19 protein-coding genes are annotated in these 18,850 nt (G+C 68.2%); 10 read left to right on the top strand and 9 right to left on the bottom strand.

The window, feature by feature from the left end; genetic code table 11:
• Window positions 1–26: 26 nt before the first annotated feature.
• From PY257_RS09200 to PY257_RS09185, 4 genes are all read left to right on the top strand, one after another.
• Complete coding sequence (locus PY257_RS09200) at window positions 27–308, top strand: hypothetical protein (RefSeq protein WP_275741066.1); 282 nt, start codon at window positions 27–29, stop codon at window positions 306–308.
• A 95-nt stretch (window positions 309–403) separates the two neighbouring features.
• The gene (locus tag PY257_RS09195; RefSeq protein ID WP_275741065.1) at window positions 404–691 is read left to right on the top strand and encodes a hypothetical protein; all 288 of its coding nucleotides are present in this window, start codon (window positions 404–406) and stop codon (window positions 689–691) included.
• Between the two features lie 21 nt (window positions 692–712).
• Entirely contained in the window at window positions 713–1,564 is an 852-nt protein-coding gene (locus PY257_RS09190) for a restriction endonuclease (RefSeq protein WP_275741064.1), read from the top strand.
• A 557-nt stretch (window positions 1,565–2,121) separates the two neighbouring features.
• Entirely contained in the window at window positions 2,122–2,745 is a 624-nt protein-coding gene (locus PY257_RS09185) for a DUF6806 family protein (protein ID WP_275741063.1), read from the top strand.
• A 173-nt stretch (window positions 2,746–2,918) separates the two neighbouring features.
• On the opposite strand, the gene PY257_RS09180 is transcribed toward PY257_RS09185, so the two are convergent.
• From PY257_RS09180 to PY257_RS09170, 3 genes are all read right to left on the bottom strand, one after another.
• On the bottom strand, window positions 2,919–4,445 hold the full coding sequence (locus PY257_RS09180; protein WP_275741062.1) for an IPTL-CTERM sorting domain-containing protein: 1,527 nt from the start codon (window positions 4,443–4,445) through the stop codon (window positions 2,919–2,921).
• A gap of 335 nt (window positions 4,446–4,780) precedes the next feature.
• Window positions 4,781–5,704, bottom strand: coding sequence for a glutamate racemase (murI, locus tag PY257_RS09175; protein ID WP_275741061.1), 924 nt, complete (start codon window positions 5,702–5,704; stop codon window positions 4,781–4,783).
• Window positions 5,647–7,200, bottom strand: a complete 1,554-nt coding sequence (locus PY257_RS09170; RefSeq protein WP_275741060.1) for a fumarate hydratase — start codon at window positions 7,198–7,200, stop codon at window positions 5,647–5,649. The genes murI and PY257_RS09170 overlap by 58 nt, the downstream gene beginning before the upstream one ends.
• Window positions 7,201–7,373: 173 nt before the next feature.
• Here PY257_RS09170 and fumC point away from each other — a divergent pair, with 173 nt between their 5' ends.
• Window positions 7,374–8,759, top strand: coding sequence for a class II fumarate hydratase (gene fumC / locus PY257_RS09165; protein ID WP_275741059.1), 1,386 nt, complete (start codon window positions 7,374–7,376; stop codon window positions 8,757–8,759).
• Between the two features lie 168 nt (window positions 8,760–8,927).
• Here the strand turns inward: fumC and PY257_RS09160 are convergent, their stop codons facing one another.
• Window positions 8,928–9,533, bottom strand: a complete 606-nt coding sequence (locus PY257_RS09160) for a TIGR00645 family protein (RefSeq protein ID WP_275741058.1) — start codon at window positions 9,531–9,533, stop codon at window positions 8,928–8,930.
• A 206-nt stretch (window positions 9,534–9,739) separates the two neighbouring features.
• Between PY257_RS09160 and acs the strand changes: the two genes are divergently transcribed.
• Together acs and PY257_RS09150 are read left to right on the top strand one after the other, a co-directional pair.
• Window positions 9,740–11,761 (top strand): acetate--CoA ligase, encoded by a 2,022-nt coding sequence (acs, locus tag PY257_RS09155; RefSeq protein WP_275741057.1) that lies wholly within the window; start codon window positions 9,740–9,742, stop codon window positions 11,759–11,761.
• A gap of 89 nt (window positions 11,762–11,850) precedes the next feature.
• Window positions 11,851–12,324 carry a LapA family protein gene (locus PY257_RS09150; protein WP_275741056.1) on the top strand — a complete coding sequence of 158 codons (474 nt, stop codon included), beginning with the start codon at window positions 11,851–11,853 and terminating at the stop codon, window positions 12,322–12,324.
• A 51-nt stretch (window positions 12,325–12,375) separates the two neighbouring features.
• Here PY257_RS09150 and PY257_RS09145 read toward each other — a convergent pair whose 3' ends face one another.
• The gene (locus PY257_RS09145) at window positions 12,376–12,684 is read right to left on the bottom strand and encodes a c-type cytochrome (RefSeq protein ID WP_275741055.1); all 309 of its coding nucleotides are present in this window, start codon (window positions 12,682–12,684) and stop codon (window positions 12,376–12,378) included.
• Between the two features lie 122 nt (window positions 12,685–12,806).
• On the opposite strand from PY257_RS09145, the gene PY257_RS09140 reads away from it, so the two are divergent.
• The gene (locus PY257_RS09140) at window positions 12,807–13,049 is read left to right on the top strand and encodes a TIGR04438 family Trp-rich protein (protein WP_275741054.1); all 243 of its coding nucleotides are present in this window, start codon (window positions 12,807–12,809) and stop codon (window positions 13,047–13,049) included.
• An 87-nt stretch (window positions 13,050–13,136) separates the two neighbouring features.
• Here PY257_RS09140 and ilvD read toward each other — a convergent pair whose 3' ends face one another.
• Both ilvD and PY257_RS09130 read right to left on the bottom strand, forming a co-directional pair.
• Window positions 13,137–14,831, bottom strand: coding sequence for a dihydroxy-acid dehydratase (gene ilvD, locus PY257_RS09135; RefSeq protein WP_275741053.1), 1,695 nt, complete (start codon window positions 14,829–14,831; stop codon window positions 13,137–13,139).
• Window positions 14,832–15,266: 435 nt separating this feature from the next.
• A complete protein-coding gene (locus PY257_RS09130) occupies window positions 15,267–15,725 on the bottom strand; it encodes a hypothetical protein (protein ID WP_275741052.1) in 459 nt (152 codons plus the stop codon).
• A gap of 49 nt (window positions 15,726–15,774) precedes the next feature.
• Between PY257_RS09130 and lgt the strand changes: the two genes are divergently transcribed.
• Window positions 15,775–16,587 (top strand): prolipoprotein diacylglyceryl transferase, encoded by an 813-nt coding sequence (gene lgt, locus PY257_RS09125; protein ID WP_275741051.1) that lies wholly within the window; start codon window positions 15,775–15,777, stop codon window positions 16,585–16,587.
• A gap of 58 nt (window positions 16,588–16,645) precedes the next feature.
• On the top strand, window positions 16,646–17,443 hold the full coding sequence (locus PY257_RS09120) for an enoyl-CoA hydratase/isomerase family protein (protein ID WP_275741050.1): 798 nt from the start codon (window positions 16,646–16,648) through the stop codon (window positions 17,441–17,443).
• A 190-nt stretch (window positions 17,444–17,633) separates the two neighbouring features.
• Here PY257_RS09120 and PY257_RS09115 read toward each other — a convergent pair whose 3' ends face one another.
• Complete coding sequence (locus PY257_RS09115) at window positions 17,634–18,281, bottom strand: LysE family translocator (RefSeq protein ID WP_275741079.1); 648 nt, start codon at window positions 18,279–18,281, stop codon at window positions 17,634–17,636.
• A 53-nt stretch (window positions 18,282–18,334) separates the two neighbouring features.
• Window positions 18,335–18,781: a universal stress protein gene (locus PY257_RS09110; protein ID WP_275741049.1), complete on the bottom strand. Its 447-nt coding sequence runs from the start codon at window positions 18,779–18,781 to the stop codon at window positions 18,335–18,337.
• Window positions 18,782–18,850: the final 69 nt, after the last annotated feature.

Genomic DNA, 18,850 nt, shown 5'->3' with positions numbered 1-18,850 from the left:
ATTAATCTAACTAAACAGTATTGGGTATGAGCCTGGAGCAACCTGAGATCGGCGAGGCGAGGCGAGGCGAAGCGAGTCGATCCGTTGCAGACAGATGCCAAGTAATCAGGGGGATGATGAATTCAAGCAAAAAAGGTCAGATCGAGAGCGCCAGGATCGTCATCGGTGAGGTGTTCTCGCGCTTCTGGTGTCGAATTCCTGATTACCGCATCGTGCAGGACAGGCTGTTCGAGAGCGATTTTGATCGGCTACTGAAGCAAAGCGCATCCGGTGGCGTTCCCAGCGGACAGAATGATGAGCCCGTCTGAGTATCTCGCCAACCCCGATACCCAGCCCATATCGAACTGCCTTGAAGGTTGGCAGGGGCTCACTGTGAGTCGCAGTCGTCGCAAGACGCCAATATATGGTCACACCACCGCGCACGGAAGGCGGTGACAAGCGGCTGTGGCACAAGCGCTGGCGGTTGCGTGAGCGCGATCAATTCGCGTCCCTCGGTCCGGGCGACGATCCATTGCCCGTGCATCGCCAAGACGTGTCGAGCACTTGGGACATGGCCAAGGACGGAAAACATTGGTTCGATCTGCGTCGCCAGCAGGCATTGGCAGAACGCATTGCTGCTCGTCGTAGCCAGTCGAACCCGGAACGCAAGTCGCTGCAGGCTCGCCTGCTGGCCCAGTGGCGGGCGAAGTAGTTCATTAGCAGGGCGGTATGTATGGCAAGGAGAAGCAAAGGCGGATTGGCGGAAGATGTTTTCAGTCTGGCTGCTGTGCTGCCCTGGTGGGTTGGCGTGGTGCTGGCGATCGTGACCTACGCAGTTTTGCACCGCTTTGCGGTCGGTGAGGTGGCTGCCAACGTTGCGCCAGGACAGATGGGCGAGATGATCGTCGGGCAGTTGGTCAAGGCACTCGCCACATGGGGGCAGTACCTCGTGCCGCTGTTACTACTGGCTGGCGCGGTGGCCTCTGCCATTGGTCGACGCAAGCGCCAGGGTTTGGCGGCCGAGGTAGCGGCCAGCGCTGATGATGCGGCCCTGCGTTCGATGAGTTGGCGCGACTTTGAACTGGTTGCGGGTGAGGCCTTCCGGCTGCGTGGCTATACGGTCATCGAAACCGGTGGTGGCGGTGCTGACGGCGGAATTGACCTGCAACTGACTCGAGGCGGTGAAACATTCCTGGTCCAGTGCAAACAGTGGAAAGCGTACAAGGTGTCGGTCAACGTTGTGCGTGAGCTCTATGGGGTGATGGCAGCGCAGGGGGCGGCTGGGGGCTTTGTGGTTACGTCCGGTGTTTTCACCGCCGACGCACGCTCATTTGTCCAGGGGCGCAACATCGAGTTGATCGACGGCCCGGCGCTGAAGAAGATGATCGACGCTGTGCAGGCATCAAAAAAGCTCGGCGCCACCAGCGTGCCAGCTAGTGAGCCTTCGGCAGTGGCTGAGCCGGCTTGCCCGCGATGTGGCGGCGCGATGGTCAAGCGCGTGGCCAAACAGGGCGCAAACGCAGGCAAGGCTTTCTGGGGCTGTAGCTCGTATCCCCAATGCCGTGGCGTGCGGGCTATCGAGTGAACCCGAGGCGGTAGAGTCAGGCCTGTTGGCGGTATGAAAGCCCACTTTCAATGTTGCTACTCAAATTAAAGTTTGCTTTAGATGATGCTTTCTGCGGGACTTACCTGGCCCAGGCTGAACCGATCTCTCTGTGGGAAACACCCGCAAGACCCCAGCAACCCGCAGGAGTGCTATCTAATCCAGAAAGCCGTTTTTTCGGGCGGCAACCACCCGCCAGGAGGCCGCAGTTGCCGCAATGCTGCATCACGACACCGGCGTGCTGTGCGCCCCGACGGCTTTTGGCAAGACGGTCGCTGCCGCCGCGATGATCGCGCGCCGGGGTGTGTGAACACATTGGTGCTGGCGCATCGAACGGAACTGCTCCTGCAATGGCAGGAGCGCCCACTTCGGCGGGCCTCTTCTGTTCTTGGCGTGCGAAAATAGAAGATTCCGAGGGCGCCAGGAGAGGCCGGCTGCCGAAACTTGGCCCTCAATTAGCCCCCACGTTGAGCGAGCAAGCCAGTATTGGCGCGGGTTCACGACGGCTCGGGGCACCACGGCACCTTTATGATTTGACCATGTCGCATTACAACGCTCCTTTCGAAATCCATGTCCACGGCGACGTGCCGCTGCGCCCGGAGGCCGACTTCGACCGTCTGCAGGACGCGCTCGGGCCGCTGTGGAAGTACGCGGGCGCGCGCTCGCTCGCCGATGGCGCGGCCAGCATGTACGAGGAAGAGCCCGGCATCGAGTTCGATGCCAAGGAGCATCTGCTGCACCTGTGCTGGACCGTGCGCGGCGACGAGGATTTCCGCCAGTCGCTCGACGAGATGTGCATGAGCCTCAATGAGCTGGCAGAGCAGGGCGCCGCGATCGAGGTGACCTTCTACGATACCGATTTCGACGAGGACGAGGAGCCCGACGACGCCGACTCGCGCGACGACTTCCTCATGCTCTTCGTCGGCCCCAACCCTGCCGCCATCATGCAGGTGCAGCGCGACCTGCTGGTGCAGGACGTGGTGAACATGATGGAGCGCCACTTCGACGGCGCCGAACTCGGCGGCGTGGTGGCGGAGATCGACAAGCTCTTCACCCAGCGCTTCGACGCGCTGGTCAATTCGCTGGAAATCGGCAAGCCGCCGCGCGGCGCGGGCAATGGCGGCGGCCACGGCGGCGGCCGCCGTCCGCGGCATTTGCATTGACTTTCACGCTAAGACTTACGCGGCAAGGGGCTGCGCGCCAAAGGGCGGCGGCTTGCCGGCGGTGCGCAGCCGGTTGCGCGCCCGTGCCGCGTGGATGATGGGGCTGGCGCCTATACTCCCCCACCATCGGCATGCCAGCGCAGTAAAACCGGGCGGTTAGGCCGCATACTCCCCTATCTCCGCACCTCGCCGCGCCGCCGCAGGCCCCAGCCCGCCGCGCCCAGCAGCGCGGCCAGCAGCGCCAGCGCCCATTGCGACAGCGTGGGCACGGGGGTCGCGCCGGCGCCGGGCGGGGGCGGCGCGCCGGTGATGGTGAGGATCACCGCCGTCGCGGTGCTCGACGCCAGGTCCGCCGTCACCCCCGCGGGCAGGGTCAGGGTGCCGAGCGAGTAGCCGCCGCCGAGGATGCCGCCCGCCGCCGTCAGCAGCGTGAACTGCTGCCCCACCGTGGGCGTGCCCGACAGGTTGGCGACGATGTTGAACGTCGTGCCCACCAGCGTGGCCGTGCCCGTTGCGGCCAGCAGGTCGGCGGTGCCCGTGCCGGCATCGATCTCGGCGTCGTAGGCGGTGCCGGAAAGGTCCACGTCGCCCGCCACGCTGATGGTGCCCACCGAATGGCCGGGCGCCAGCGTGCCGCCGCTGAGCGTCAGGTTGCCCGTCACCGAGCCCGTGCCCTTGAGTGTGCTGCTGCCCGCGCCCGTCAGCAGCAGGTCGCCCGTGACCGTGGTGCCGGTCAGGTCCAGCGTGTTGCCGCTGCCGGTGAAGCGCACGGCGGCGCCCCAGGCGCCGAGGGGGGTGCCGGTGAGGCTGCGGGCGCCGCGCGCGATGGTGGCGCCGCCGACGCTGATGGAATTGCCGTTGCCTTCCACCCGGATGCCGTCGCCGCCGCCACCGCCACCGCCAGCGTTGCTGCCGCCGCCATTGCCGCCCGTGAAACTGCTCGACGAACTGATGGTGGCGCCGTCCCCGGTCACGTACAGGCCGCTGCCGCCACCGCCGCCGCCGCCGCTGTTAGGGGCGATGGTGGCGCCATCGCCGCCGGATACGGGGCCGCCGAGGGTGATGGTGCCGGTGGTGACCCCGCGCACCACCACGCCCGCGCCGCCGCCGCCGCCGCCGCCGTAGCCGAAGAAGGGGTTGCCGCTGCCGCCCGCGCCGCCGGCAAGCGTGGCCGCATAGGTGGTCGCGCTGGGTTGGTTCAAGATGATCGTGCCATCGCCGCCCCCGCCGCCGCCGCCATCTATAAGGCTGGTGCCGCCGGCACCGCCCCCGAGGGCGCCGCCGCCGCCGCCGGGGTCGTTGCCATATGTGAGGCCGCCGATGCCGCCGCCGCCGCCGTTGCCTGAGCTGTAGCCGGCGGCGCCGGCGGTGACGCCCACGCCCACGCTCAAGAAGGCGCCGCCGCCGCCGCCGCTGGTGGCGCCGCCGGCTCCGCCTAGGGCACCGAAGCTGCTGCCGCCGTCGCCGCCGCCGTATCCGCCGCCGCCGGCCCCGATGGCGTTGAAGGCCCCATAATCGCCGCCGCCGCCCCCCCCCCCGCCCGCCCAGGCGCTGCCCGCGCCGGCCAGGGTGCACAGCAACACCGCCGCCGCCATGGCGCACGGCAGCGGGCGGCGCCGGCCGCGGGGTGCGAGGGGAAGGGCCGGGCCAGTGGGCCGGGAGGCGCGGAGGGTGGAGAGGATGGGGGCGGAAAGACGCATGGAAACAGAACTCCTGTGGATGGGGGCCGGTGCGCAGTCCCTCGGTGGGCGAAATTACCATTAGGACTTACGCAAACAAGGATGCACCAGCCGTTGCCTCCAAAGGGCGGGCGTCGCGCCTGAAACCGTTTTGCGTAAGCCGTGACCATTAGACACTATCCGTTTCAGAAGGTGTCGATGCGGCGGGGGCGAAGCCGGTTGCGCGCCCGTGCCGCGTGGATTGCGGGGCCGGTTCCTATACTCCCCCACAATCTGCCTGCCAGCGCAGTAAAACCGGGCGGTAGAGACGCATACTCCCCTACCGCATCCTTGCTTGCGTAAGTACTGTTCTTTTTTCAGCTCGGCGCCACGTGCGCGGCGGGTGCATCCGCCAGCCCCAGCAGATGTTTCGCGGCATGGCGTAGTTCCGCCGCTTCGCCGGTGCTCAGCCACAGCGTGGCGCCGTCGCCGGCTTGCGGGTTGAGCGCGGTGCCCAGCAGGCGGCGCGTGTGGCGCGCCACGGGCGCGCCGGTATCGATCAGCGCCACGCCGGCGGGCAGCAACTGCCGCAGAGGGGCCTGCGCAAAGACGTAGTGCGTGCAGCCGAGGACCAGCGTGTCCATGGCCTCGGCTTGCATGCCAAATGGACCCATGGCGCTTATGTAGCGGGCGCAGAGTGCTCTTATTTCAGTAGCGTTTTCGGCGCTGCCGGGGTGTGCGCTGCGTTCTATCGCCAGCGCCAGGCCGTCGCAGGGCTGCAGGGTGAAGCGGGCCTGGGGCTCCTGGCTGCGCAGCAGTTGCTGGAACTTGGCGCTGCCCAAGGTGCCGCGCGTGGCGATGACGCCGACGCGGCCCGTGCGCGATGCGGCCACGGCGGGCTTGATGGCCGGCTCCACGCCCACGATGGGCAGCCCCGGCAGGCGTTCGCGCAGCAGGTGGATGGCCGCCGCCGTGGCGGTGTTGCAGGCCACGACGAGCGCCTTGATGCCATGGCGCGCGTGCAGAAAGCCGGCGATGGCCTGGCTGCGCGCCGTGACGTAGGCATCGCCGCGCTCGCCGTAAGGCGCGTGGCCGCTGTCGGCCAGGTACACGAAGTCCTCGTGCGGCAGCTCGGCGCGCAGCGCGCGCAGCACCGAGAGGCCGCCGATGCCGCTGTCGAACACGCCGATGGGCGCGCAGGCATCGGTTGCGTCCTGCGCCGGCACTGTCGTCGGGTCCGTGGTCAGGCCGCCGTCAGCTCGATGGTCTTGTAGGCGCCGCTGGCGATCTTCTTCTGCCATTCGGCGGGGCCGGTCACGTGGGCGCTGGTGCCGCCGGCATCGACCGCCACGGTCACGGGCATGTCCACCACGTCGAATTCGTAGATCGCCTCCATGCCCAGGTCGGCGAAGCCCACCACCTTGGCGTGCTTGATCGCCTTGCTCACCAGATACGCCGCGCCGCCCACGGCCATCAGGTAGGCCGACTTGTGGTTCTTGATCGACTCGATGGCCACGGGGCCGCGCTCGGCCTTGCCGACCATGGCGATCAGGCCGGTCTGCTCCAGCATCATGTCGGTGAACTTGTCCATGCGCGTGGCGGTGGTCGGGCCGGCGGGGCCCACGGCCTCGCCCTTCACCGGGTCCACGGGGCCCACGTAGTAGATCACGCGGTTGGTGAAGGCTACCGGCAGCTTCTCGCCACGGGCGAGCATGTCCTCGATGCGCTGGTGCGCGGCATCGCGGCCCGTGAGCATCTTGCCGTTGAGCAGCAGCGTGTCGCCGGGCTTCCAGCTCGCCACTTCTTCCTTGGTCAGTGCATCGAGGTTGACGCGGCGGCTCTTTTGCGTGTCGGGGGCCCAGTCCACCTTGGGCCAGAGGTCGAGCGAGGGCGCTTCCAGGTACACGGGGCCGGAGCCGTCCATCACGAAATGCGCGTGGCGCGTGGCGGCGCAGTTGGGGATCATGGCCACCGGCTTGCTCGCTGCATGCGTGGGGTACATGGCGATCTTCACGTCCAGCACGGTGGTCAGGCCGCCCAGCCCTTGCGCGCCGATGCCCAGGGCGTTGACCTTCTCGTAGAGCTCCAGGCGCAGCTCCTCGACCTGGGTGAGCTTGTCGCCCCTGGCTGCCTTGGCCTGCAGCGCGTACATGTCGAGGTCTTCCATCAGGCTCTGCTTGGCCAGCAGTACGGCTTTCTCGGCCGTGCCGCCGATGCCGATGCCCAGCATGCCCGGCGGGCACCAGCCCGCGCCCATGGTGGGCACGGTCTTGAGCACCCAGTCCACCACGCTGTCGCTGGGGTTGAGCATCACCATCTTGCTCTTGTTCTCGCTGCCGCCGCCCTTGGCCGCGACGGTGATGTCGAGCCTGCCGCCCGGCACGATCTCGGTGACGATGACCGCGGGCGTGTTGTCCTTCGTGTTCTTGCGCGCGAACTGCGGGTCGGCCACGACCGAGGCGCGCAGCGTGTTGTCGGGGTGGTTGTAGCCGCGGCGCACGCCTTCGTTGATGGCGTCGTCCAGGCTGCCGGTGAAGCCCTCGAAGCGCACGTCCATGCCCACCTTCAGGAAGACGTTGACGATGCCCGTGTCCTGGCAGATCGGGCGGTGGCCGGTGGCGCTCATCTTGCTGTTGGTGAGGATCTGCGCGATGGCGTCCTTGGCCGCCGGGCTTTGCTCGCGCTCATAGGCGCGCGCGAGGTGGGCGATGTAGTCGCCGGGGTGGTAGTAGCTGATGTACTGCAGCGCGGCGGCGATGGACTCGATCAGGTCGTCCTGGCGGATGCTCGTGGTCATGGTGTTGCGTGGGGTGTGTCGTTGTGGTGCTGTCGTGCATGCCCGGCGCATGCGGCGATCCTCCCCGCGTGTCCCTTGGATGAAAATTGCTTTCATCGATGGGTATGCTATGGGTGCGGTGCCGGCATCGGACCCCTTTATTCTGACAGTTCGTGCAACTTCCATCCTTCACCATGACCACACGCATCGAACGCGACACCTTCGGCCCCATCGAGGTGCCCGCCGACAAACTCTGGGGCGCGCAGACGCAGCGTTCCCTGCAAAACTTCGACATCTCGGGCGAGCGCCAGCCGCGCGAGATCATCCGGGCGCTGGCGCAGGTCAAGCGCGCGTCGGCCCACGTCAACCACGCGCTGGGCCTGCAGGACGAGAAGAAGACCCAGGCCATCATCGCCGCCGCCGACGAGGTGATCGCCGGCCAGCACGCGGGCGAGTTCCCGCTCGTGGTCTGGCAGACCGGCTCGGGCACGCAGACCAACATGAACGTCAACGAGGTGCTGGCCAACCGCGCCAGCGAACTGCTGGGCGGCCAGCGCGGCGAGGCCCGCCTGGTGCACCCCAACGACGACGTGAACCGCAGCCAGTCCAGCAACGACGTGTTCCCCACCGCCATGCACGTGGCGGCGGTGGACGCCATCACGCACCGCCTGCTGCCCGCGCTGGCCGACCTGCGCGCCACGCTGGCACAGAAGGCGCACGACTTCGACGATATCGTGAAGATCGGCCGCACCCACCTGCAGGACGCCACGCCGCTCACGCTGGGGCAGGAATTCTCGGGCTGGGTCGCGCAGCTCGACCATGGCGAAAAGCACCTGCGCGCCGCGCTCGGCCACCTGTGCGAGCTGGCGCTGGGCGGCACCGCCGTGGGCACGGGCCTGAACGCGCCCAAGGGCTACGCCGAGGCCGTGGCGGCAGAGCTGGCGCGGCTGACCAGGCTGCCCTTCGTCACCGCGCCCAACAAGTTCGAGGCGCTGGCGAGCGTGGATGGCCTGGTGCATGCGCACGGCGCGCTCAAGACGCTCGCGGCCAGCATGATGAAGATCGCCAACGACGTGCGCTGGCTCGCCAGCGGCCCGCGCAGCGGCATCGGCGAGCTGACCATCCCCGAGAACGAACCTGGCTCGTCCATCATGCCCGGCAAGGTCAACCCGACGCAGAGCGAGGCGGTGACGATGCTGGCCGCGCAGGTGTTCGGCAACGACGTGGCCATCAACTTCGGCGGCGCATCGGGCAACTTCGAGCTCAACGTGTTCCGGCCCATGGTGGCGCACAACTTCCTGCAAAGCGTGCGCCTGCTGGCCGACGGCATGAAGAGCTTTCGCGACCACTGCGCCGTGGGCATCGAGCCCAACCGCGCGCGCATCACGGAACTGGTGGAGCGCTCGCTGATGCTGGTGACCGCGCTCAACACCCACATCGGCTACGACAAGGCGGCCTACATCGCCAAGAAGGCGCACAAGGAAGGCACCAGCCTGCGCGAGGCGGCGGTGGCGTCGGGCTACGTGAGCGGCGAGCAGTTCGACCAGTGGGTCGTGCCCGGCAACATGGTGGGGCGCTGAAGCGCGCCGCGGCAGCTATCGTATTGATAGCTGCCGCCGCTTGATTTGATTGCGCTGGAGGCCGATTTTTCTCAAGAAATGCCCCCACGCTCCACCGCTGCGCGGCTCGCTGCCCCCCAAGGGGCCGCTTTTTGCCTTGGGGCGGCCCGAAGGCAAAAAACCGCCGGCTCAGTGGCGCTCCCTGTCGGCGCTGGTCATCAGCTTTTCGGTGAAGGCGATGGCCATGGCCGAGAGCAGGAACGCGATGTGGATCGCGGTCTGCGCGATCAGCACGCGGTCGGTGTAGTTGTCGGCGTTGATGAAGGTCTTGAGCAGGTGGATGGAGCTGATGCCGATGATCGACAGGCCCAGCTTCACCTTCAGCACCGAGGCGTTCACGTGGCTCAGCCACTCGGGCTGGTCGGGGTGGCCCTGGAGGTCGAGGCGGCTCACGAAGGTTTCGTAGCCGCCCACGATCACCATGATGAGCAGGTTGGAGATCATCACCACGTCGATCAGCGCCAGCACCACGAGCATGATGACCGTCTCGTTGAGCGAGGTGACGGGCGCCTCGGGCCGGTAGCCGATGCTGGCGATCAGCGCGTCGAGCGCATACTGGCTGCCGAAGGCCGCTTGCACCAGATGCGTGAGTTCCACCAGGAAGTGCACCACGTACACGGCCTGCGCCACGATCAGCCCCAGGTACAGCGGCAACTGGAGCCAGCGGCTCGCGAAGATGATGGCGGGCAGCGGGCGCAGCGGGGAGGTGCGGGGCGTTTGCGGGTTGGAAGGCATTGCGGTATGGATGCGGGGCTGGAGACAAGGCGGCAATTCTAGTGCCGCCAAGCATCGAGCACTGCTAGTGCAGTGTTCGATGCTTGGCGGCACAAATCAAGTGGATTCCATGACTTCGTAAGATGGCCGCCAGTCAGTGGCCTGTAAGTGCGGCGCCCGACATTACGGGCGGCTACCGCACAGACGTTTGACAAGGAGACACAGCCATGAACGCGCCCTCATCCGCGATCGAATCCGTACTCGTCGAGAATCGCGTATTCCCGCCCAGCGCCGCCACCGTCGCGGCCGCGCGCATTGCCGGCATGCCGGCCTACGAGGCGCTGTGCGCCGAGGCCGCGCGCGACTACGAGGGCTTCTGGGCCCGCCTGGCGCGCGACAACGTGCGCTGGATCGAGCCCTTCACCCGCACCCTCGACGAATCCAGCGCGCCGTTCTACAAGTGGTTCGACGACGGCGTGCTCAACGCGTCGGCCAACTGCCTGGACCGGCACATCGGCACGCCGGTCGAGCACAAGACCGCCATCGTCTTCGAGGCCGACGATGGCGCCGTCACCCGCGTCACCTACCGGGAACTGCTCGCGCGCGTATCGCAGTTCGCCAACGCGCTCAAGGCCCGCGGTATCCGCAAAGGCGACCGCGTCGTCATCTACATGCCCATGGGCGTCGAGGGCGTAGTGGCCATGCAGGCCTGCGCGCGCATCGGCGCCACGCACAGCGTGGTGTTCGGGGGCTTCTCGGCCAAGGCGCTGCAGGAGCGCATCGTCGATGCCGGCGCGGTGGCCGTCATCACCGCCAGCTACCAGATGCGCGGCGGCAAGGAGCTGCCGCTCAAGGCCATCGTGGACGAAGGCATCGCGCTCGGCGGCTGCGAGAGCGTGAAGACCGTGCTGGTCCACGAGCGCACGGCCAGCGCATGGAACCGCGTGGCGGGCCGCGATCAGACCTTCGTCGAAGCGCTGCAGGACCGCAGCACCGAGTGCGCGCCCGAGCCCGTGGGCGCCGAGCACCCGCTGTTCATCCTCTACACCAGCGGCTCCACCGGACGCCCCAAGGGCGTGCAGCACAGCACCGGCGGCTACCTGCTGTGGGCCAAGCTGACCATGGATTGGACATTCGACATCCGGCCCGGCGACGTGTTCTGGTGCACCGCCGACATCGGCTGGATCACCGGCCACACCTACGTGGCCTACGGGCCGCTGGCGGCCGGGGCCACGCAGGTCATCTTCGAGGGCGTGCCCACCTACCCGAACGCCGGGCGCTTCTGGCAGATGATCGAGCGGCACCAGGTCAGCGTGTTCTACACCGCGCCCACGGCCATCCGCTCGCTCATCAAGGCCGCCGATTCGGACGCTGCGGTGCATCCGCGCAACTGGAATCTGTCGAGCCTGCGTATCCTCGGCAGCGTGGGCGAGCCCATCAACCCCGAAGCGTGGATGTGGTACTACACGCACGTCGGCGGCGAACGCTGCCCCATCGTCGATACCTTCTGGCAGACCGAGACGGGTGGCCACGTCATCACGCCGCTGCCGGGCGCCACGCCGCTGGTGCCGGGCTCGTGCACGCTGCCGCTGCCGGGCATCATGGCCGCCATCGTGGACGAGACGGGCCACGACATTCCCGACGGCGCGGGCGGCATGCTGGTCATCAAGCGGCCCTGGCCGTCGATGATCCGCACCATCTGGGGCGACCCGGACCGCTTCGTCAAGAGCTACTTCCCCGAGGAGATGGGCGGCACGATCTACCTGGCCGGCGACGGCGCGGTGCGTTCCGCCGGCGGGCCCGCCGGTTCCGGGGTGGACCGGGGCTACTTCCGCATCACGGGCCGCATCGACGACGTGCTCAACGTTTCGGGCCACCGCATGGGCACGATGGAGATCGAGTCGGCGCTGGTCGCCAAGACCGACCTCGTGGCCGAGGCTGCCGTGGTGGGCCGCCCCGACGACCTGACCGGCGAGGCCATCTGCGCCTTCGTGGTGCTCAAGCGCGCCCGGCCCACGGGCGAGGAGGCCCGCCAGATCGCCAACGAATTGCGCAACTGGGTCGCCAAGGAGATCGGCCCCATTGCCAAGCCCAAGGACATCCGCTTCGGCGACAACCTGCCCAAGACGCGCAGCGGCAAGATCATGCGCCGGCTGCTGCGCAGCATCGCCCGCGGCGAGCAGATCACCCAGGACACGAGCACGCTGGAAAACCCGGCGATCCTCGATCAGTTGGGGCAGACCAACTGATGTAGGACGGGCGCGGAAAATCCACCTTTCTTCCGGTGGCGGCGGGGCATTGGGGTAAAAATGCCCTCTGCCCATCCAAAGGAGTCCCCATGCGCGCCCGCACCATCGTTCTCGCCCTGATCGTCTTGGCCACCGCCGCGCTGGCCACGCTGAACTGGGGCGCGCTGGCGACGCCCATGCCCATTTCGCTGGGCATCGCGGTGGTGGATGCACCGCTGGGCCTCGTCATGCTCGGCCTGACAGTGCTGCTGGGCGTGCTGTTCGTCGCCTACGTGCTGGCGCTGCAGGGCACGGTGCTGCTGGAGACGCGCCGGCATGCCAAGGAGATGCAGGCGCAGCGCGAACTGGCCGACCGCGCCGAAGCCTCGCGCTTCACCGAGCTGCGCAGCTTCATCGAGCTGCAGAACCAGAGCGCGGCGCAGTCGGAGGCCGCGCTGCGCGCTGCGCTGCTGGAGCGCATCGACGGCCTGGAGCACACCCTGGCCGCGCGCATCGAGCAGTCCGACAACGCCACGGCGGCCTACGTGGGCGAACTCGACGACCGCCTGCGCCGTAGCGCCTGAAACCGGACGGCACCGCAGGCCGCGCAGCGAGGCCGGCCAACCGGGGAGGTTTTATTTGATCGACAGCACCCAGGCCGCGAGCTTCCTGGCCTCGGCCTCGGTGACCTGCGTGTTCGCGGGCATGGGCACCGGCCCCCACACGCCTGAGCCGCCCTTGAGGATCTTGGTGGCGAGCTTGTCCGCCGCATCCTTCTGGCCCGCGTACTTGGCGGCCACGTCCTTGTAGGCCGGGCCCACGAGCTTCTTGTCCACCGCATGGCAGGCCATGCAGTTCTTGCTGGTGGCCAGCGCCTGGTCCGCCAGCGCCGGCGCGCATGCGATGAGTGCGGTCAGCGGAAGAAGGGCGGCGGTACGTTTCATCGTTTCTTTCCTTTTGCGGGGCTTGGAGTACATTCGCTCACGGCCATTGTAATGAGCGGGCAGGCCCCCTCTGTCCTTCTGTACCTGCCGGCGGCAAGGGCCGCGGCGATGGAGATGAAACCATGTATGCACTCGGGTTGGGCGTTCTGCTGCTGCTGTTGAAGTACCTCGAAATCGGCCCCGTGGCCACCTGGGACTGGTGGTGGGTGCTGTCGCCGTTCGCGGTCGCCGCGCTCTGGTGGGCCTGGGCCGACAGCACGGGCTACACCAAGCGCCGCGCCGTCGAGAGAATAGAGCAGCGCAAGAAGGACCGCATCGCAAAGCACAAGGAAGCCATGGGCATCCGCCCGCGCAAGCCGCGCTGACCAGGCACCGGCGGCTCCGCAAAAAAAGCCCTGGCGCGCGCGGCGCGCCAGGGCTTTTTTGCATGGTGGGAGCTTGGTGAACGCCGGTCAGAAATCGTCGAGCACCGCGCCCTTGCTGGCGCTGGCGGCGTTGAAGGCGAACTTGGCCAGCACGCCGCGCGTGTAGCGCGGGGCCGGGGCCTGCCAGCCCGCGCGGCGCCGGGCGATTTCGGCCTCGGGCACGTTGAGTTCGAGCTTGAGCGCGTGCGCGTCGATGGTGATCGAGTCGCCCTCCTGCACGAAGGCGATGGTGCCGCCCGCATGGGCCTCGGGCGCCACGTGGCCCACCACCATGCCCCAGGTGCCGCCCGAGAAGCGGCCATCGGTGATCAGGCCCACGCTCTCGCCCAGGCCGGCGCCGATCAGCGCGCCCGTGGGCGCCAGCATCTCGGGCATGCCGGGGCCGCCCTTGGGGCCCAGGTAGCGCAGCACCATCACGTCGCCGGCCACGATTTTTCCGTCCAGAATGGCCTTGAGCGCCGACTGCTCGTCGTCGAACACGCGCGCCGGGCCGGTGATGACCGGGTTCTTCAGGCCCGTGATCTTGGCCACCGCACCCTCCGGGCTCAGGTTGCCCTTGAGGATCGCCAGATGGCCGTGGGCATACATCGGGTCGCCGATCGGGCGGATCACGTCCTGGTCGGCGCGCGGCTGGTCGGGCACGTCGGCCAGCGTCTCGGCCACGGTCTTGCCGGTGATCGTCAGGCAGTCGCCGTGCAGCAGGCCGGCGTTGAGCAGCACCTTCATCACCTGCGGAATGCCGCCCGCGCGGTGCAGGTCCACGGCCAGGTACCTGCCGCTGGGCTTCAGGTCGCACAGCACCGGCGTCTTCTGGCGCACGCGCTCGAAGTCGTCGATGCTCCACTCCACGCCCGCCGCGTGGGCGATGGCCAGGAAGTGCAGCACCGCGTTGGTGGAGCCGCCCGTGGCCATGATGACGGCCACGGCGTTCTCGATGCTCTTCTTCGTCACGATGTCGCGCGGGCGGATGTTCTGGCGGATGGCCTCGATCAGCACCTTGGCCGACTCCCTGGCCGAGTTCTGCTTCTCGTCGTGCGGGTTGGCCATGGTGCTGGAGTAGGGCAGGCTCAGGCCCAGCGCCTCGAAGGCCGAGGACATGGTGTTGGCCGTGTACATGCCGCCGCACGAGCCCGTGCCGGGAATGGCGCGCTGCTCGATCTCGTGCAGGTCGTGGTCGCTCAGCTTGCCCGCGGCGTTCTGGCCCACGGCCTCGAACACGCTGACGATGTTCAGGTCCTGCCCCTTGTAGTGGCCCGGCAGGATGGTGCCGCCGTACACGTAGATGGCCGGCACGTTGGCGCGCAGCATGCCCATCATGCCGCCGGGCATGTTCTTGTCGCAGCCGCCCACCACCAGCACGCCGTCCATCCACTGGCCCTGCACGCAGGTCTCGATGCAGTCGGCGATCACCTCGCGGCTCACCAGGCTGTACTTCATGCCCTCGGTGCCCATGGCCATGCCGTCGGAAATGGTGGGCGTGCCGAATATCTGCGCGTTGCCGCCGGCCTCCTCGATGCCGGCCACCGCCGCGTCGGCCAGCCTCTGCAGGCCCGAGTTGCAGGGCGTGATGGTGCTGTGGCCGTTGGCCACGCCCACCATGGGCTTCTTGAAATCGTTTTCCTCGTAGCCGAGGGCGTAGAACATCGAACGGTTGGGGGCGCGCGACTTGCCTTCGGTGATGTTGCGGCTGCGGCGGTTGATCTGGATGGTCTTGGTGTCCATGCGTTTTGTCTCGTGGGGAAAAAGAGAGCTGCCGAGTATGCGCCGCCCGACTGATTGGCTCCAATCCATTTTCGATGCACTATTGATATGCTCGGCATATGAACCTGGAAACGGCAGGGCAGTTGACCGCTATGCACCTGCCAGCACCGCGCTCGGCGCGCCATGCGGCGTTGCTCCTCCTGGCGGGCAATAGCCCGCCGCGTCGTCGCCCTTGCAGGGCGCAGGCCTGTCGGAGACAGGCCTTCTTCGCGCTGTCCAACAGCACGCAGGTGCTGTTGGAGCCGCAGCGCTCAGCCTTGCCTGGCACCCCGATCACGGCACCGGCGGGCGCATCCAACTGCCGTTTCCAGGTTGAATAGCGCAGGGCCCCCGTGAATCGGGCGCGAGCGGGAAGATTTTTCCTGAGATGGTTTTCCTGAGATGGCGCGTCGCGTTCTACATCGCGCCGCCGCAGTACAGCTCCCAGCGGTTCTTGAAGTCCGCCAGGTACACCCGCTTCTGTACCAGCGCTTCCGCCGCGCCCTGCGCGCGCAGGGCGGCATCGGCGCTGCGCTGCGCCTGCTCGGCCTGGCTCCATGTCTCCAGACCGCCGGGCAGGGCGCGCAGGCCCTGGCCTTCCACGTCGCTGAACTGGCCGCCTTCCACGATGTAGCGGATGTACGGCCCCGCGCCCGGCGCCACCTGGCCGCAGAGCGCGCGGCCCAGCCGGAGTTGGTCGTTGCGGAAGACGGCGCCGCTGCCCGCCGTGCCCAGGCGCTCCCGGATGGCCTGGTGCAGCGCCGCGATGCGGGCCGCGTCGGCATCCGCGGCCTGGCTGGCCGTATCCGCGTTGCAACCCCCCAGCAGTAGCGCCAGCACGGCGGCGAAGGGGCGCAAAGACGGGGCGAGGGGCATGGCGGTTGAAGGGACCAAGGCGGCATTCTAGACAGGCAGAATACGCCCCATGCTCATGTATCCCCACATCGACCCGATCGCGCTGCGTCTCGGGCCTCTGGCCATCCACTGGTACGGGCTGACCTACCTGGCGGCCTTCGCGCTATTCATATTTCTGGGCATGCGCCGGCTGCGGCACCCGCCCTTCGCCGCCATGGCCGGCCCGCAGGCCTGGACGCGCAAGGACGTGGAAGACCTCCTGTTCTTCGGCGTGGCCGGCGTGGTGGCCGGCGGGCGGCTGGGCTACTGCCTGTTCTACAAGCCGGGCTTCTACCTCACGCACCCGCTGGAGGTGTTCGCCATCTGGCAGGGCGGCATGAGCTTCCACGGCGGGCTGCTGGGCGTGATCGCCGCCATGGTCTGGTTCGCCCGTTCGCGCCGCCGGCCCTGGCTGCAGGTGGCCGACTTCGTGGCGCCCTGCGTGCCCACGGGTCTGGCCGCGGGGCGCGTGGGCAACTTCATCAACGGCGAGCTGTGGGGCCGCTTCGCCAGCCCGGACCTGCCGTGGGGCATGGTGTTCCCGCAAAGCGGCTCGATGCTGCCGCGCCATCCGTCGCAGGTGTACCAGTTCCTGCTCGAAGGCCTGCTGCTGTTCGTGCTGCTGTGGCTCTACGCGCGGCGCGAACACGCACGCGGCCAGGTGGCGGCGGCGTTTTTGTTGGGCTATGGGGTGCTGCGCTTCGTCGCGGAGTTCTTCCGCGAGCCCGACAGCTTCCTGGGCCTGCTGCCGCTGGGCATGAGCATGGGCCAGTGGCTGTGCGTGCCGATGATCGTGGCCGGCATCGCGCTGTGGCTGTGGGCGCGGCGGCAGGCAGCGCGATGAGCGCCGCGCCGCGTCGCCCCGAACAAGCGCGTACCGCAGCCTTGGCGAAGGTGCTTCGGTGAGCGGTGCGGTGCTGTACGACTGCGGCGGCGCCGGCCCGGCGCCCGGCGTGGTGGAAGTGGTGCTGGCCCACCCGGGGCGCCTGAACGCCATGACGCGTGCCATGTGGCGCCAACTGCGCTCTGTTTTCGAGAGCATCCAGTGCAGTGCGGACGCGCGCTGCGTGCTGGTTTCGGGGCAGGGCGGCGCGTTCTGCGCGGGCGGCGACATTTCCGAGTACCCCGGCTTCCGCTTCGACGAGGCGGCGCTGCGCGGCTTTCACGAGGACGACGTCTGGGGCGGGCTGCAGGCCATGCTCGACTGCGACGTGCCCATCGTGGCCTGCATCGAAGGCGCGTGCATGGGCGCGGGCGTGGAGATCGCCAGTTGCTGCGACGTCCGGCTGGCCGCCGCCGACGCGCGCTTCGGCGCACCCATCGCCAAACTCGGTTTCGCCATGGCGCCGCGCGAGCTGGCGCTGGTGGCGCGCGCGGCGGGCGAGCTGACCACGCGCGAGCTGCTGCTGCAGGCCGCCGTGCTCGACGCCTCCACGCTGCGGGCGCGCGGCTTTCTCAACCACGTGCTGCCGCAGGCCGATGCGCGGGGCGAGGCGCTGGCCGCGGCGCGCCGCATCGCCGCCCTGGCCCCGCAGGCCGCGCGCCGCACCAAGCAGACGCTGCGCGCGCTGGCGCAGGTGCAGGGCGGGCAGGCGCCCGCCTGGTCCGCGCTGCTGGCCACGGCCTATGGCTATGCCGGCGATGCCGAGCACCGCGAGGGCATCGCCGCCTTCCTGGAGAAACGCCCCGCCAGGTTTTGAGGCTGGGGGAGGGGGTTCGCGGTCTGCCGAGGCGCTCTGCATGCCTCTGTTTTTCGATACTCCCTGGGAGTATATGCCTTCTTCGCCCTGTTCTTCTGCGCTGGCAGAGTGATGGGTGGGGAGTATATTGTTATTGCCGCCCATTGCCGGGCCGCGGCGGCAAGCCCGGCGGCGGCCGGGAGGCTGCCCCTCAGCGGTGCGCCGCCATCAGCAGCCCGCCGGCCCCGATGAAGAAGCCCCCGGTGGCCTTGTTGAGCCGCGCCACGCCCTTGGAGGAGCGGATCACGCGGCGGATCTGCCGCCCGCCCGTGGCGTAGGCCAGCGAGGACACGAACTCCGCCAGCAGGTAGGTGGCGCCGAGCACGGCGAACTGGCGCAGCGCGGGCTTCGCGGGGTCGATGAACTGCGGGAAGATGGCCGCGAACAGGATGATGGCCTTGGGGTTGCTGATGCCCAGCAGGAACTCCTGCCGCACCAGTTGCCGCAGGGATGCGCCGGGCGGCTGCGGCGCGCCCGCGGCCGTCGTGGCGGCCTCGTCGCCGGCCAGCGGCGCGCCGCCGAAGTCCGTGCTGCGCCAGGCCCGCGCGCCCAGGTAGAACAGGTAGGCCGCGCCGGCCCACTTGACCGCGGTGAACGCGGCCTCCGAGGCCAGCAGCATGGCGCCCAGCCCGATGGCCGAGATGGCCAGGAAGATGGCGAACGCCGCCACGCGCCCGCAGGTGCCCACGAGCGCGGCGCGCACGCCGTGGCGGATGCCGTGGTTGAGCGCGCAGAAGTTGTTGGGCCCCGGCGTCAGCGCAATCATCACGGCCAGGGGAAAGAAGAGCAGGGCGTCCATCATGGTGGGTGCGGGCGGGGCGCGGCCGCGATTGCAGGAGCGCCCCCCGGGGCTCAGCGCAGCACCAGCACCGGCACGTGCGAATGCGTCAGCACATGCTGCGTCTCGCTGCCCAGCAGCAGGCGCTTGATGCCCTTGCGGCCATGCGAGGCCATCACGATCAGGTCGCACTTGCTCTTCTTGGCCGCGGCGATGATGGCCTCGGCGATGAAGTCGGACTTCGTGGTCACGGTCTTGGCCTTCACGCCCGCGGCGGCGGCGGCCTCCTCCACCTCGTCGAGCACGGTCTGCGCCGCGTCGGTCCATTGCTTCTCGACGCGCTTGATCTCCTGCGGGCCGACCATCACCGCGCCTTCGAAGTACGCCTGGGGATAGCGCGGCACGACCTTGAGCGCGACGATCGACGCGCCGGACAGCGCCGCGAGTTCGATGCCGCTGGCCACGGCTTTCTTGGACAGCGCCGAGCCGTCGGTGGCGATGAGGATGCGCTTATAGGTCATGGGAGTTCTCCTTTGGTGGTGGGGTGATGGGCAACGAGGTTACGTCAACCGGTACGTCCTGTCTTGATA

The organism is Curvibacter soli, from assembly GCF_029211125.1.
Classification (GTDB): Bacteria; Pseudomonadota; Gammaproteobacteria; order Burkholderiales; family Burkholderiaceae_C; genus Curvibacter_A; species Curvibacter_A soli.
Note: the sequence above shows the minus strand (reverse complement) of the source record. Positions and strands in the feature narration are given on the sequence as shown.